The sequence below is a fragment of the uncultured Senegalimassilia sp. genome (assembly GCF_934632265.1).
Lineage (GTDB): Bacteria > Actinomycetota > Coriobacteriia > Coriobacteriales > Eggerthellaceae > Senegalimassilia.
In genome coordinates this window covers 1-14,194 of record NZ_CAKTYH010000043.1, presented here as the reverse complement: position 1 = coordinate 14,194, position 14,194 = coordinate 1, and the positions used below count along the sequence as shown (strand labels likewise).

Annotated in this window: 13 protein-coding genes; 12 read left to right on the top strand and 1 reads right to left on the bottom strand. The window is 65.2% G+C overall.

Annotation, left to right across the window (positions count from 1 at the left end; all coding sequences use genetic code 11):
- Window positions 1-221 precede the first annotated feature (221 nt).
- The 12 genes from Q0H50_RS04665 to der all read left to right on the top strand — a co-directional run bounded on the left by Q0H50_RS04665 (window position 222) and on the right by der (window position 13,092).
- The gene (locus tag Q0H50_RS04665) at window positions 222-908 is read left to right on the top strand and encodes a site-2 protease family protein (protein ID WP_294419860.1); all 687 of its coding nucleotides are present in this window, start codon (window positions 222-224) and stop codon (window positions 906-908) included.
- 15 nt (window positions 909-923) lie between these two features.
- A complete protein-coding gene (locus tag Q0H50_RS04660) occupies window positions 924-1,715 on the top strand; it encodes a segregation/condensation protein A (RefSeq protein ID WP_294419858.1) in 792 nt (263 codons plus the stop codon).
- Window positions 1,716-2,669, top strand: a complete 954-nt coding sequence (scpB, locus tag Q0H50_RS04655) for an SMC-Scp complex subunit ScpB (protein ID WP_294419853.1) — start codon at window positions 1,716-1,718, stop codon at window positions 2,667-2,669. It abuts the gene before it with no gap.
- Window positions 2,670-2,711: 42 nt separating this feature from the next.
- Entirely contained in the window at window positions 2,712-3,593 is an 882-nt protein-coding gene (locus Q0H50_RS04650) for a pseudouridine synthase (RefSeq protein WP_294419852.1), read from the top strand.
- A 447-nt stretch (window positions 3,594-4,040) separates the two neighbouring features.
- A complete protein-coding gene (locus Q0H50_RS04645) occupies window positions 4,041-5,213 on the top strand; it encodes a prephenate dehydrogenase/arogenate dehydrogenase family protein (RefSeq protein WP_294419849.1) in 1,173 nt (390 codons plus the stop codon).
- Entirely contained in the window at window positions 5,203-6,522 is a 1,320-nt protein-coding gene (gene aroA / locus Q0H50_RS04640) for a 3-phosphoshikimate 1-carboxyvinyltransferase (RefSeq protein WP_294419848.1), read from the top strand. Before Q0H50_RS04645 ends, aroA begins: the two co-directional genes overlap by 11 nt.
- Window positions 6,519-7,199, top strand: a complete 681-nt coding sequence (gene cmk / locus Q0H50_RS04635) for a (d)CMP kinase (RefSeq protein ID WP_294419845.1) — start codon at window positions 6,519-6,521, stop codon at window positions 7,197-7,199. The genes aroA and cmk overlap by 4 nt, the downstream gene beginning before the upstream one ends.
- Window positions 7,196-8,047 (top strand): 1-acyl-sn-glycerol-3-phosphate acyltransferase, encoded by an 852-nt coding sequence (locus Q0H50_RS04630; RefSeq protein WP_294419840.1) that lies wholly within the window; start codon window positions 7,196-7,198, stop codon window positions 8,045-8,047. Before cmk ends, Q0H50_RS04630 begins: the two co-directional genes overlap by 4 nt.
- A gap of 191 nt (window positions 8,048-8,238) precedes the next feature.
- Window positions 8,239-9,075: a 4-hydroxy-3-methylbut-2-enyl diphosphate reductase gene (gene ispH, locus Q0H50_RS04625; protein ID WP_294419838.1), complete on the top strand. Its 837-nt coding sequence runs from the start codon at window positions 8,239-8,241 to the stop codon at window positions 9,073-9,075.
- A gap of 372 nt (window positions 9,076-9,447) precedes the next feature.
- Window positions 9,448-10,176 (top strand): LytTR family DNA-binding domain-containing protein, encoded by a 729-nt coding sequence (locus tag Q0H50_RS04620; RefSeq protein WP_294419837.1) that lies wholly within the window; start codon window positions 9,448-9,450, stop codon window positions 10,174-10,176.
- A 135-nt stretch (window positions 10,177-10,311) separates the two neighbouring features.
- Window positions 10,312-11,730, top strand: coding sequence for a DUF512 domain-containing protein (locus Q0H50_RS04615; protein WP_294419833.1), 1,419 nt, complete (start codon window positions 10,312-10,314; stop codon window positions 11,728-11,730).
- 45 nt (window positions 11,731-11,775) lie between these two features.
- Window positions 11,776-13,092: a ribosome biogenesis GTPase Der gene (gene der / locus Q0H50_RS04610; RefSeq protein WP_294419831.1), complete on the top strand. Its 1,317-nt coding sequence runs from the start codon at window positions 11,776-11,778 to the stop codon at window positions 13,090-13,092.
- A 97-nt stretch (window positions 13,093-13,189) separates the two neighbouring features.
- Here der and Q0H50_RS04605 read toward each other — a convergent pair.
- Window positions 13,190-14,194: site-specific integrase (locus Q0H50_RS04605; protein ID WP_294419829.1), on the bottom strand; the 1,005-nt coding region annotated here is incomplete at its 5' end.

The following is a 14,194-nucleotide window of genomic DNA, read 5'->3' as shown; positions in this document are numbered from 1 at the left end:
AGCTACGATACCGCCCAGAAGTTGCTTTTCGGTTTGCGTGCCTCGCTTCATGGGCGCATCTGTTGTTAATACGGCCGGCGGAGGGCTGGGCGCCCGCTGCCGGGTTGTCGTTTTGCGGTACGGCGTCTATTGGGCTTGCTTGTGCCTATTGGCATTACGAATAGGTTTCAGGTTGGTTGCCGGTTTCGCGTTGGCGCTTGTGGCGTTATAATGGAGCGATTATGACTACACAGCTTCCTTATCTCATCTGCTCGATCTTGAGCTTCGTTCCCGCCATCGTGTTGCACGAGATGGCGCACGGCTTTGCTGCCTGGAAATTAGGCGACCCCACCGCCAAGCGCGCGGGGCGCCTGTCGTTCAATCCGCTTGCGCACGTCGACCCGTTCGGCACCGTTATCATGCCGTTTTTGCTCATGGCCATGAACATGCCCGTGTTCGGCTACGCCAAGCCGGTGCCGTACAACCCCGCGTACTTCAAGGACCCGCGCAAGGGCGACCTGATCGTGGGTTTGGCCGGTCCTGCCGCGAACCTGTTGCTCGCCGTGCTGGCGGCCGTGGTCGCGTGGGTGCTCTACGGGTTCGCCCCCGTTGCGCAGTGGGTGGTGCAAAGCCAGGCGTTCTTTTACTTCTACCTGATGTTCCTGCCCATGTTCGCGCTGATCAACCTGTACCTGATGTTCTTCAACCTGCTGCCCATCCCGCCGCTCGACGGTAGCTCCATCTTCGCGTTCTTCATGCCCGTGAAGTGGCTGCCGAAGTACTACAAGGTGCAGCAGTATGCGTTCCCCATTTTCATGATCGTGGCCATTTTGCTGCCGTATATCATCCACGTGAACGTGTTCGGCATCTACCTGGACGTCACCGCCGGCAATCTGGGCAACCTGCTGTTCCCCTTCGCCATTTCGTAGGGGCGGCGGGGCATCGTGTCGTATCGCGTTCGCACCGACAGCTTCGAGGGGCCGTTCGATCTGCTGTTGTACCTGGTCAGCCGTCAGAAGGTTGACATCGGCGCCATCAATATCACGCAGATCGCCGACCAATATCTGGCCGAAGTGGGCCGCATGCAGAACCTTGACCTGGACGTCGCCAGCGATTTTCTGCTGGTGGCCAGCACGCTGCTGGAGATCAAGGCGCAAAGCCTGTTGCCGCGCGAGCATATCGAGGTTGAGGACGACATCGCCGAGCTGGCGCCCTCCGAGGCGCGCGACATGCTGGTGGAGCGCCTGCTGGAGTATAAGCAGTATAAGAACGCCGCCGCGGCGCTGCACGCCCGCTTCGTCACCGAGGGCCGTATGCACCCGCGCCCGTTCGGCCCCGAGGCGTGCTTCCTGAACCTCATGCCCGACTTCCTGCGCGACGTGTCGCTTGACTCGCTCGCGCTGCTTGCCGCCCGCGCGCTGGCGCGGCGCGAGGTGTTCCTGCTGGAAAGCGAGCACATCGCTGCGAAGCCCATCCCGGTGGAGGTGCACGTGCGTGCCATCCATCAGCGCATCCGCAACCTCAAGCAGCTGCGCTTCTCGCAGCTGATCGCCGACGATGCGCCTACGCCGCTGGTGGTGGTCACGTTCCTTGCGGTGCTCGAGCTGTACAAGCGCTCCATGGTTCGCGTGGAGCAAAGCCAGCTGTTCGGCGACATCGACATCGAGTACATCGAGGGCTCGGGCGAGCTTTTGCTGGACGGCGACGACGCGCTGACGTCGGTTGGGGAGGAATAGATGTTCGAAGGACTTGATCAGGCGCAACTGCCCGGCGCCATAGAGGCCATGCTGTTCGTCACCGACGAGCCGGTCGGCGTCATCGAGCTGGCCGACATGCTGGAGGCCGACCCGAAGCTGGTTGAACAGGCGCTGGTGGACCTGCGCGAGAAGCTGGAGCGCGAGCAGCGCGGCATCCAGCTGCGCGAAGTGGCCGGCGGCTGGCGGCTGTACACGCACCCGGCTTACCACAGCCTGGTGGAGAAGTACGTGCTGTCGTGGGACACGCGCAAGCTCTCGCAAGCGGCCATGGAAACGCTGGCCATCGTTGCGTACCTGCAGCCCTGCACGCGCGCCGGAGTTGCCAGTGTGCGCGGCGTGAACTCCGACAGCTCCATAAACTCCCTGGTGGAGAAGGGGTTGATCCGCGAAGCAGGGCAGGCCGACGCGCCGGGCAACCCCACGCTGTACGCCACCACGCGCGGTTTTCTGGAGAAGTTCGGGCTGCGCTCGGTGCGCGACCTTCCCAATCTGGACGAGTTTGCGCCCGATGATGCGACTCGTCAGCTCATCCGCGAGCGCCTGAGCGCAGGCGGGCAGGAGGCGCACGTGGCGCCCGAGGCGCAGGTGTCGAATGGGGAAGCGGACGATCCGTTCGACGGCCTGCAGTTCGATTTCGAGGACGAAGGCGCCGGCGGCGCGCTGACCTCGGAGAAGGGTGCCGGCGGCGCGAATGCGGCCGGCGAAGCTGGCGGGCCGCGGCAAGCGGCGCCAGGGCGCGAAGCGGCGGACGGGGAGTCTACTGCCGACGACCTGGATCGCGACGCATCGGGCGCGCAGGCGGCGTTCCCGGCCGGTGACGGCCCGGCAAGCAGCGCTGCGCAGCAGATGCTCGCCGATGCCATGGCGCAAAGCTTCGGACTGGTGGAGAAGATCGACTTCGACAACCTGAGGCTCGAAACCGACGACGAGTAACCGGTTCCCGGCAAACCTCGACCGACCTGTGATGGGAGAATCATGACCAGGCAACTCAAACCCAACCAAACGCAGCCCGAGGAGCGCCTTGTGCCCATGCGCCTGCAGAAGTTCCTGGCGCGCGCCGGCGCGGCAAGCCGTCGAGGGTCGGAAAACCTCATGACCGCCGGGCGCGTGACGGTGAACGGCCAGGTGGTCACCGAGTTAGGAAGCAAGGTTGACCCGCTGGTGGACCAGGTGGCCGTCGACGGCGTGCCCGTGCGCTTGGAGGGCGGCCCCGTCACCATCATGCTGCACAAACCCGCCGGTTACGTGACCACCATGTCCGACCCGCAGGGTCGCCCCACGGTGGCCGAGCTCGTTCCCACCGACCGCTTCCCGGGGCTGTTCCCCATCGGGCGCCTGGACTTCGACACCACGGGCCTTTTGCTGTTCAGTACCGATGGCGAGCTGGGAAACGGCCTTTTGCATCCGCGCCATCATGTGGAGAAGCGCTATCTGGCGCTGGTCAACGGCAAACCCACGCCCGAGCAGCTGGCCCAGCTTGAGCAGGGCATCCAGCTTGACGACGGCATGACCGCGCCTGCGAAGGCCGCGCTGGTGGAAGGCGCGGAAGCGAAGCGCGCGCTGTCCATGCTGGAGGTGCCGCCCGCCGTGCCCGATCATGAGCCCAACGGCAGCGTGCCCAGCCCGCAACGCGCCGCCATCCTGCGTAAGCGTTCCCAGCAGCGCGCCGTGGTGCGCGTGGTGTTGCGCGAAGGAAGGAAACGCCAGGTCAAGCGTATGCTGTCGGCCATTAAGCACGGCGTTTTGGCCCTGCATCGCGACAGCTTCGGCCCCATCGAGCTAGGCGACTTGCCCCGCGGCCAATGGCGCGAGCTCACCCCCGAAGAAGTAGCGGCGCTGCACGCATCTATTAAGTAGAAGGTCGCCGGTGGTGCAGGGATGCGCGGCGTGAACAGGGGACGGAGGTGTGTTCACGAGGGCTCTTTTGGGAAATGAAAGGGCAACCGCGAACACACCTCCGTCCCCTGTTCACGCCCCTGTTCGCGCCCGTTGGCGGGTCTCGCGTCGCGCGTTGTTCGTGCGCAGTGCTGCATCGCCGACGAGCTTCCCCGCGAACACACCTCCGTCCCCTGTTCACGTCCCCTGTTCATGTTCCCCTCGTGCTTGCCGGGCGCGGCGGGATGCGTGCTGCTGGGAAACGGTTATAATGGTCACCCGGGTAAACTGCTGGTGTTTGCGAACTCGGCGTTTCGCCTTGTCGCGGGCGTTCTTTGACCTGCGCGGCGGTTTCGCGCTTGCCGATGCGATGCCGGCTTGCCCGCAACGTCCTATCCTAGATCGGATCCGGAAGGTCTGCATCGCCTTATGGCACAAACAATCGATCAAGCGAAAACCGGCGGCTTCGAAAACGTAGCCGTCATAGGCTTCGGCCTCATCGGCGCCAGTTTCGCCGCCGCATTGCGCGCAGCGAACCCGTCGGCGCAGGTCATGGCCGTCGACACCGACCTGGCTACCCGCGTCGAGGCCGTCAACAGGGGCTGGGCCACCGCCACCGCCGCCCCCGATGCCGCGGAGTTCCGCGCGTTCATCGAAGAGAGCTGCGACCTGGTGGTTTTAGCCACGCCCGTCAGCGTGGTGGAAGGCTATCTGAAAGATTTGGCGGAGTGGGGCTATCGCGGCATCATCACCGATACCGCTTCCACGAAAAGCCGCATCATCGAAATGGCCGCGCACACCCTTCCGTATCCGCAGAACTTCGTTCCCGGCCACCCTATGGCCGGCTCCGAGAAGAACGGCATTGTGGGCGCCCGCGCCGACCTGTTCAAGGGCGCGTACTGGATCTTGTGCCCCGATGCCGACACGCCGGCGGAGCACTTCACGCGCCTGCACGAGCTGATCACCGGCATCGGCGCGCGCGTCATCAGCCTGCCGCGCGAGCAGCATGACGCCGCAGTTGCCGTGGTCAGCCACGTGCCGCATTTCACCGCCAGCTCGCTCGTGCAGCTTGCCGTGCGCCACGCAAAGGGCCAGGATTCGCTCATGCGCCTGGCGGCGGGCGGCTTCAAGGACTCCACGCGCATCGCCGCGGGCTCTCCCGAGCTGTGGTGCGGTATCGCCTTTGACAACAAAGACGCGCTTTTGGGTGGTTTGCGCGAGATGCAGGGCATCATCGGGCAGTTCGCCGACGCGCTCGAGGCGGGCGATCGCGCAACGTTGACCAGCCTACTCGCCGAGGCCGCCGATGCGCGCCGCGCGCTGCCGGCCGCATGGCTGCCGTGCACCGAGCGCCTGCTGGAGGTGCGCATCCCCATGGAGGACCGCCCCGGCGTGGTCGCCGAGGTCACCACCATCACCAGCAAGGTGGGGTGCAACATCCAATCCATCGAGATCGATCACGTCACCGAGGACTCGGCCGTGCTCTCGCTCGTGCTCACCGACGAAGGCGACATCGGCAAGCTGTCGGCGCACCTTATCAACGCCGGTTTCTCCGTTTCTTTCAGCCCGCTAGCGCCTAAGGAGCACACCCATGTCGGATAACGTCACCGTCATCGAACCGTTGGAAAACCCCATGCACGGCTCCACGCGCGTGCCGGGCGACAAGTCCATCAGCCATCGCGCCGTGCTGTTCTCCGCCATGGCGGAAGGCACCTCGCGCGTGTCGGGCGTGCTCGATTCCGCCGACGTGCGCAGCTCCATCGGCGCCGTGAGCGCCCTGGGCGCCCAGGTCAGCCTGGAAAAACAGGCCGACGGAAGCCTTGCCGGCGGCATCACCGGTTGGGGCGCCGCCGGTCCCAGCCAGCCTGACGAGCCCGTGGATTGCGGCAACTCCGGCACTACGGTGCGCCTGCTCATGGGCATCCTGGCGCCGTGGGATATCCAGGTCACGCTCACGGGCGATTCGTCGCTGTGCAAGCGCCCGATGCGCCGTATCACCGCGCCGCTCATGAAGATGGGCGCGCGCTTCCTTCCCGAAGGCCGCGAGACGCTGCCCATCATCGTCCACGGTGGCGGCCTGCGCCCCCTCACCTACGATGCCCCCATGGCATCGGCCCAGCTCAAGACCGCTGTGCTGCTCGCCGGCATGTACGCCTCGGGAACCACCACGGTCAACGAGCCGGCGCCGAGCCGCAACCACACCGAGCTCATGCTGCCCGAATACGGCGTGGCCACCACTGCCGGCTCCTGCACGGCAAGCGTGACCGGCCCTGCGCAGCCCCAGGCCGGCGAAGTGCTCGTGCCGGGCGACCCCTCTTCGGCGGCGTTCCTTGCGTGCGCGGCGGTTTTGCGCCCCGAAAGCTCGATCCAGATCGAGGACGTCAGCCTGAACACGGCCCGCATCGGCTTCGTGCGCACGCTCGAGCGCATGGGTGCCCAGGTCAGCGTCACCCACACGGGCGCCGCGGGCAAGGAGCCCTACGGCATCATCGAGGCTTGCTACACGCCCGACCTGCGCGGTTGCGAGGTGCCGGCCGACAAGATCGCCGGCATCATCGACGAGATCCCCGTGCTGGCGTTGGTGGCGGCGCACGCGCATGGAATCACCGTGTTCCGTCAGGTTGGGGAGCTTCGCGTGAAGGAAACCGACCGACTTGCCGCTATAATGGACGGTCTGGCCAAGTTGGGCGTGGACACGTGGTGCGAAGGCGACGACCTTTACATCGAGGGCCAGCCCGGCTTGCAGGTCTCCGAGGGGCTCGAGTTCGACTCGCTCGGCGACCATCGCCTTGCCATGACCTGGTCGCTCGTCGGCCTGACCGGCAAGGTTGCCGTGAACATCAATGATTTCGAGGCCGTGCGCGTCAGCTACCCCGGCTTCCTGGACGATATCGAAAGGCTTGCACGATGATCATCGCTATCGACGGCCCGAGCGGAGCCGGCAAATCGACCGTTTCGAAGGCGGTCGCGCGCCGTTTGGGCTTCTCGTGCCTGGACACGGGCGCCATGTACCGTTCCATCGCCTGGCAGGCGCTGCAAGACGGCGTCTCGCTGGAAGACGGCGAAGCGCTCGGCCGAATCGCCGACATGCACGAGATCGGGTTCTCCCATGAGCCGGGCGACCCGCTGCCGCGTCGTGTCTCCATTTCCGGTGTGGACGTGACCGATGCCATCCGCACGGCCGAGATCGACCGCTCCGTCAGCGCCGTGGCCGCTGCGCCCGCTGTTCGCCAGGCGCTTGTTGCCCAGCAGCAGCGCATCGGCCGCGCGGGCAACTACGTGGTGGAAGGCCGCGATATCGGCACGGCGGTGTTCCCCGAGGCCGAGCTGAAGGTGTTTCTGACCGCCAGCGCCGCCGAGCGCGCCAATCGCCGCGTGGCGCAAAACGAGCGCCGCGGCGTGGGCAGCACCGACTACGCCGAGGTGCTCGCCGACATCGAGCGCCGCGACGCCATCGATTCCTCGCGCGATACCAGCCCGCTCAAGCCGGCGGCCGATGCCGTGCAGATGGATTCCACGGGCCGCACCATCGAGCAGATCATCGAGCGCATCTGCGCGCTTGCCCAGGAGAAGGGCGTGCACGTATGAGCCTGTTTTTGAGATACGAGGATATGTGGGACCGCGCGCTGGGCGGCACCACCGACGAGAAGCAGATCCCGCATTGGTTCGCGAACTTCGCGTATGTGCTGATCGGCTTCGTGTTCAAGGTGCTGTTCCGTTATCGCGTGGACGGGCGTGAGAACCTTCGCGCGTTCAAGGACCGCTGCGGCGCGGTGGTGGTTTCCAACCACACGTCGTTTCTGGACGTGGTACTCATGTATGTGGCCGCGCGCCCGAGCCAGTTCGTGCGCCTGATGGGCCGCGATTCGCTGTTCGATAACGCACACGGTTTGGTGGGGCAGATCCTCTCGCGCGTGGGCGCGTTCCCCATCAAGCGCGATTCGGCCGACCGAACGGCCATCAAGCGCGCGTCACACATGCTGAAGGGAAATCAGCTGGTGGGCATCCTGCCGGAGGGCACGCGCCGCGGCAAGGGCAGCAAAACGCCCCAGATCCACTCCGGTGCGGCATTCATCGCGAAGATGGGCAAGGCGCCCATCCTGCCCATGTGCGTGCGCGAGGCGGAGAACGTCAAGCGCAAAGGCGAGCGCATCCGCTTCCCGAAGATCTCGGTGGAATACGGAAAGCCCCTGGTGGTAAGCGATTTCGACTTCCTGCCGAAGGAAGATCGCCTTGACGGGTGCTCGTGGTACGCCATGCGCGAGGTGTTCGCGCTGCATCAGCGCGTTCCGCGCGAGCAGGTGGATATGCGCGCGCTGTTCCCGGACGGCCGCGATTTCTCCGAGGTGTTCGCCGTCCATCCCATTCCCGAGCACACCCCCGAGGAGGCCATCGAGCTGACCCGCCCCACGAAGAAGGCGAAGGCCGAGCAGTAGCAGGTTTGGGGGAGCAGGGGCCGCGAGAGCGGCCTCTTGCGTTATCGTGCGTCGCAGAAGCCGCGAGCCGCGAGTTGCAAAACGCTATCTGCATCCGTAAGCCTACAGCCGCAATCTGCGAGTTACTATTCCGCGGGCGAGTGTCTGCGAGCCGCAAACCGCGAACCTCAACCTATATGAAAGGACCGGACATGGAAGTCATCCGCAGCAAGAACGCAGGTGCATGCTACGGCGTGCAACGAGCCCTTGACCTGGCCCTGAAGGCCAGCGAAGGGGATGGCAGCGCGTTCACGTTGGGGCCGCTCATCCACAATCCCCAGGTTGTGGCGAACCTTGAGGCGCGCGGCGTGATGGCCGTTTCGGAGCCTGAGCAGGCAACGCACGGTGCCATCATCATCCGCAGCCATGGTGTCACTCCGGCTGTGCGCCGCTCGGTGGAGGCGCGCGGACTTCCCGTGATCGATGCCACGTGTCCGCATGTCGCGCGCGCGCAAAAGGCCGCGGCCACGCTTGCCGGTGAGTGCGGCTACGTGGTGGTCGTGGGCGAGGAAGGCCATCCCGAGGTGGAGGGCCTGGTGGCTTACGCCCACGAGGCCGGCGCACAGGTGCACGTGGCGGAAACGGCCGCCGACCTGCCGGGCGACCTGCCCGAACGCGTGGGCGTGGTCGTGCAGACCACGCAAACCCGCGATGCGCTCGACGACGTGCTCGAGGGCATCCGTGCCCAGGGCGTCGATGCGCAGGTCAAGGACACGGTGTGCACGGCCACGCGCCAGCGTCAGCAGGCCGCCGCGGAGCTTGCCGGGCAGGTGGACGCCATCGTGGTCATCGGCGGGCGCAATTCGGCCAACACCACGCATCTGGCCGAGATCTGCGCCGCGGAATGCCCGCGCACGCACCATATCGAGTCGGCTGCCGAGCTCGATCCCGCATGGTTCGCGGGCTGCTCTTCCGTAGGCGTCACGGCCGGCGCCAGCACCCCCGACGACCAGATCGACGAAGTGGTGCAACGCCTCGAACATATGTAACGTTCCCAGCCGGCGGGGGGGGTGCGCTCGAGCGGTGCGGTTTTGGACTGCGCTGCATACGACGCTCCCATCGCTCGTTTCCGAGCAGCGTTCTTTCGCTGTTGCCCTCGTAGTGCGGGTGGACCGACAGCCTGCTTTCGCGTTCTGCTGCTACGGCTTCGCTCTCCTTATATATCCCCATGTGAATCGTCCCCGTTCTCGCGTGCTTCGGCATGTGAGGGCGGGGACGGTTTTGTGCATGGATGGTGAAGAAACGGCCCGATTTGTTGCACAACAAATCCCGCGAAAACCGGGTTAGCCTTGAAGCATGAACGAAGCCGTATCGGTGCCGCAAAAGCCCCGGTGCGCGAACGCGATGCGGAGGTTGCTACCATGTGCAGGATATTGCTCGTCGAAGATGCCGTGCCCGAGCCCGAGGCGCTGCGCGTGCTCATCGAGCAGCATCCCTGCGCCGGCGCCATCCAGCTGGAGAGCTGCGCGTTTTCCCAGGTGCGCGACCGCATCTCCCAAGGTCCGCGCATCGATGCGCTGTTCGCTCCTGTGGATGCTCCCGGTGCCTTCCCGGCGTGCGCTTCCGATGAGCGCGCGGGCATCGCGCTGGTGCGCGAGCTGCAAGATCGAGGCATCCTTCCGCTGACCGTGTACTGCACCACGCGCGCCGCGTACACCTCGGCGGTCTACGGCACCGACCATCAGTATCTGCTGCTGGCCCCGTATTCGCCCAGCGAGGCGCGCAACGCTTTAGACAAGGTGTTCGGGCTGCTCGGCCATCGCGCGGCAAGCCCGCTTGCGCTGCGCAGCGCCGGGACCGTGCACATCGTTGATCCCGCCGACGTGGTGTACGTGAAAAGCATCGGGCGAAAAGTGCTGGTCAGGTTGTCGGACGCCCGCGTGCTGGAATCGTATGCGGCCCTGGCGGAGCTCGAGCAGCAGCTGCCCGGCAGCTTCGTGCGCTGCCACAAAAGCTACCTGGCGAACATGGAGCACGTCGTCCAGGCGTCCGCCGACGGGCTGGTCATGGACTGCGACGAGGCGGTGCCCGTCAGCCAGCGCCAATACCGCACCGTCCGCGACGCCCTCAGGTCGTTCTCCGTTTCGTAGGTCTTCATCCTCAGTTGCGCTGATTTTCCGCGCCGTGTTCCCACTGTGCGCCTTGGCTGGCGCGGCATGCTACCATGATTTGCTGCGAAAAACTAGCGGCATACGGGCAAGTGGAAGCGGAAAGGCGGTGTTGACGTGGGCATTTATCCTCCTCAGGATGTGGCGAAGCAGGCTGCGCAGTCCGCAAGCGGCCGCAAACGCCGCGCTCCCGAGCCCCCGAAGGCCGTCATCGAATCCGTGCTGCCCGAAAGCCCCGCCGATGACGCTGGCTTCACACCGGGCTGCATCATTACCAGCGTGGACGGCCAGCCCGTGCGCGACATGATCGACTGGCGTTGGCTCACCGCCGACGACGTGATCACCCTCGGCTACATCGACACCGACGGCGACTCCGGCGAGGTGGAGCTTGAGCGCTACGAGGGCGAGGAGTGGGGCTTCGAGTTCTCCGGCGTGGTGTTCGACGGCGTCAAGCAGTGCCGCAACGCCTGCATCTTTTGCTTCATGCGCCAGCTGCCCGACGACATGCGCCCGTCGTTGACCCTGCGCGACGACGACTTCCGCCTCAGCTTCCTGTCGGGAACGTTCGTCACGTTCACCAACTTGTCGGCGGAGGACGAGGCGCGCATCATCGAGCAGCACATCAGCCCGCTGCGCGTTTCCCTGCACGCGTCCAACCCCGAGGTTCGCCGCCGCATCATCGGCCGGCATGCCCAGCACGGCATCGACGTGATGGACCGCCTGCTTGCCGCCGGCATCGAGTTCCACGCCCAGATCGTGCTCATGCCCGACGAGAACGACGGCGACGCGCTGCGCGAGACGCTCGACTGGGCGTACGCGCGCCCGGGCATCCTGGACATCTGCATCGTGCCGCTGGGCTTCACCAAGCACCAGACGTGCTTCACGAAAAGCTTCAACGACCCGGTTGCCGCCCGTGCTGCCATGGACACCATCGTACCTGCTCAGCAGCGCGCCCTTGCCGAACGCGGCCACTTGTGGGCCTTCGCCGCCGACGAGTTCTACTGCAACGCCTACGGCGATGAGCTGCTGGAGAACCTTCCGCCCACCGAGCACTACGGCGACTTCGGCATGTTCGAGGACGGCGTGGGCATCATCCGCTCGTTCGTGGACGATTGGGAGGCTGCGGAAGCGGCCGGGCTTGACGCGCAGGCCGCCCAGGCGCTCAGGCAGGCGGGCATGCGCGTGCGTTACATCGCCGGCATGGCCACGCCGCATTTCTTCCGCCCGCTGTTCTCGCGCGGCCCGCTTGCCGGGGTGGTGGAGCCGCTGTTCGTGGAGAACCGCTTCTTCGGCGGAAACGTCGACGTCACGGGGCTGTTGTGCAGCTGCGACATCGCCGAGGCCATCCGCGCCGACGCGGCCGAGCACCCGGGTTGGACGTACGTGGTCCCCAAGGTCATCTTCAACGACGACGGCGTCACGCTCGATGATGCTACGTTGGAGGATATGGGGAAGGCGGCGGGCGTGCCCGTGAGCGTGGTATCCTGTAACGCGACTGGGTTCTTGCCGGAACTCGTCGAACTGGCGCGCGCATAGCGGCGCCGCAAACGTAGTATTTTCCTCAACCGAAAAGGATTTGATATGGCTCTGCCCATTGTGGCGGTTGTTGGACGGCCGAACGTCGGCAAGTCCACGTTCGTTAACCGCATTGCCCAGGCCGACGAGGCCATCGTGCACGAGATGCGCGGCGTCACGCGCGACCGTTCGTACCACATCGCCGACTGGAACGGCGTGCCGTTCAAGCTCATCGACACCGGCGGTATCGAGATGGGCGACGACGACGCGTTCCAAAGCTCCATCCGCACGCAGGCGTTCGCCGGCGTGAACGAGGCCGACGTCATCGTGTTCATCGTCGACGGCCGCACCGGCATCAACGCCGATGACGAGGAGGTGGCGCGCGTGCTGCGCAAGACCTCCAAGCCGGTGTACCTGGTGGTGAACAAGATGGACAACCCCGACACCATGGACCAGGTTTGGGAGTTCTACCAGCTGGGCCTGGGCGATCCGTGGTCGGTCTCCTCGCTGCATGGCAACGGCACGGGCGATCTGCTCGACGCCGTGGTGGAGGACCTGAAGAAGGTCGAGACCGCCGACGACGAGGAGGAGGACGGGGGCATCAACATCGCCATCATCGGCCGCCCCAACGCTGGCAAGTCCTCGCTGACCAACCGCCTGACCTCGGATGATCGCTCCATCGTGTCCAACGTCGCCGGCACCACTCGCGACGCCATCGACACCGTCATCGAGCACGAGGGCCAGCGCTACACCATCGTCGACACCGCCGGTCTGCGCCAGAAGAGCAAGATCGACGAGGACGTGGAGTACTACGGCTTCGTGCGCGCCATGCGCGCCATCGATCGTGCCGACGTGGCCATCCTGGTCATCGACGGCTCCATCGGCCTGACCGACCAGGACCAGCGCGTGGCCGGCTTCGCCGCCGACCGCCAGTGCGCCATGGTCATCGTGCTGAACAAGTGGGACCTGGTGGAAGGCCCCGACGCCAAGGCCGAGGTGCGCGAGAAGATCACCGACCGTATGACCTTCGTGGGCTATGCCCCCGTTGTGGCCACTTGCGCGCTCACGGGCAAGTCCGTCCATCGCATCTGGGAAGCCGTCGACGTCGCCTACGAGAACTTCTGCAAGAGCATCCCCACCAACCAGCTCAACGTCTGGCTGGGCGAGATCCGCGAGGGCGGCCATACCGTGTCGAAGGGCAAGGCCATCCTGCGCATGAAGTACGTCACGCAAACGGCAACGTGCCCGCCGCAGTTCACGTTCTTCGTGAACCGCCCCGACCTGGTCAACGACAACTACGAGCGCTTCCTGGAGAATCGCCTGCGAAAGTCGTTCGACCTGACGGGCACGCCCATCCGTATGAAATTTAAGAAAAAGGACTGAAACAGGTTATATTCATTCGTGAACTGGGGTTTTACCGTTCGAGCGATGTTGCCGGAAAACGGGCCTGACGTCAAAAGAGCGTCAGGCCCGTTTTGCTTCACTCCATTGAAAAAACATCGAGACGGCCCTGGTCCCCCCCGAAAATGGCATCATCGAGCCTTTTCGCCGCCGCGGTGTGCGTCTCCCTCAGAAGGTGGCCGTAGGTGTCCACCGTGACCTTTATGCTCGTGTGCCCCATCATCTCCTGGATGTACTTCAGAGACTCCCCGTTGGCGATCAGCAGGCTCGCGTACGTGTGCCTCAGGTCGTGCAGGCGCATCCTGGGTATGCCCGCCTCGGCCAGGGCGGGCTGGAACACCCTTTCGGCGAGGGTCTGCATGTTCAGCGGCCTTCCCATCTGCGACGGGAACACGAACTGCTCCTTGGTCCTCGGCCGCTCCTCCGAGACGAGCCAGCGCGACAGCATCTCTTCCAGCGTAGGGGGGAGGTCTATGCTCCTGATCGACTTCTCGGTCGTCGGGGATTGCAACCGGGCCTTGTACAGGGTCCTCCTGATGTGGATCTGATGGGCCTCGAAGTCGATGTCCTTCTCCAGGAGCCCCGCGAGCTCCCCGGCCCTCATGCCGGTCATGATCGCCGTGGCGTAGAGCGGCCTCCACCTCGCGGGCAGGACGGCTAAGAAGCGCCTGGCCTGGGAGGGCGACATCACGGATATCTCTCCGCGCTTGACCTTGGGCCGGGTCGCCCCCCTCGTCGCGATGCTCGTGGCGTACCCCCACTCCATCGACTTCTTCAGGATGACGCCGAGTATCGCCAGCTCGTCGTTCACCGATCCAGGCGCCGCCCCCTCGTCCCGGACGCGGCGCGCCGCGTAGGCGTCGACGTCGTGCGTCGTGATCTCGCCGACCGGCGTGTCCCCGAAGGCGGGCGAGAGGTGGATCCTGACCGTGCAGACGTAGTTCTCGTAGGTCGAGCGCTTGTACTTGATGATGGCGACGCGCTCGATGTATTCGCGCGCGGCATCGGCGAAGAGCACGGGCTTGTAGCCGTTGATCTTGCCCCGCACCTCCTGCCTCTGCACCATCGCCAGAAACGCCTCGGC

Coding starts and splice junctions, on each gene's coding strand:
- ispH (WP_294419838.1), top strand. CDS start 8,239: ATGGAAGTCATCCGCAGCAAGAACGCAGGTGCATGCTACGGCGTGCAA.
- Q0H50_RS04645 (WP_294419849.1), top strand. CDS start 4,041: ATGGCACAAACAATCGATCAAGCGAAAACCGGCGGCTTCGAAAACGTA.
- der (WP_294419831.1), top strand. CDS start 11,776: ATGGCTCTGCCCATTGTGGCGGTTGTTGGACGGCCGAACGTCGGCAAG.
- Q0H50_RS04620 (WP_294419837.1), top strand. CDS start 9,448: ATGTGCAGGATATTGCTCGTCGAAGATGCCGTGCCCGAGCCCGAGGCG.
- cmk (WP_294419845.1), top strand. CDS start 6,519: ATGATCATCGCTATCGACGGCCCGAGCGGAGCCGGCAAATCGACCGTT.
- Q0H50_RS04630 (WP_294419840.1), top strand. CDS start 7,196: ATGAGCCTGTTTTTGAGATACGAGGATATGTGGGACCGCGCGCTGGGC.
- aroA (WP_294419848.1), top strand. CDS start 5,203: ATGTCGGATAACGTCACCGTCATCGAACCGTTGGAAAACCCCATGCAC.
- Q0H50_RS04665 (WP_294419860.1), top strand. CDS start 222: ATGACTACACAGCTTCCTTATCTCATCTGCTCGATCTTGAGCTTCGTT.
- Q0H50_RS04650 (WP_294419852.1), top strand. CDS start 2,712: ATGACCAGGCAACTCAAACCCAACCAAACGCAGCCCGAGGAGCGCCTT.
- scpB (WP_294419853.1), top strand. CDS start 1,716: ATGTTCGAAGGACTTGATCAGGCGCAACTGCCCGGCGCCATAGAGGCC.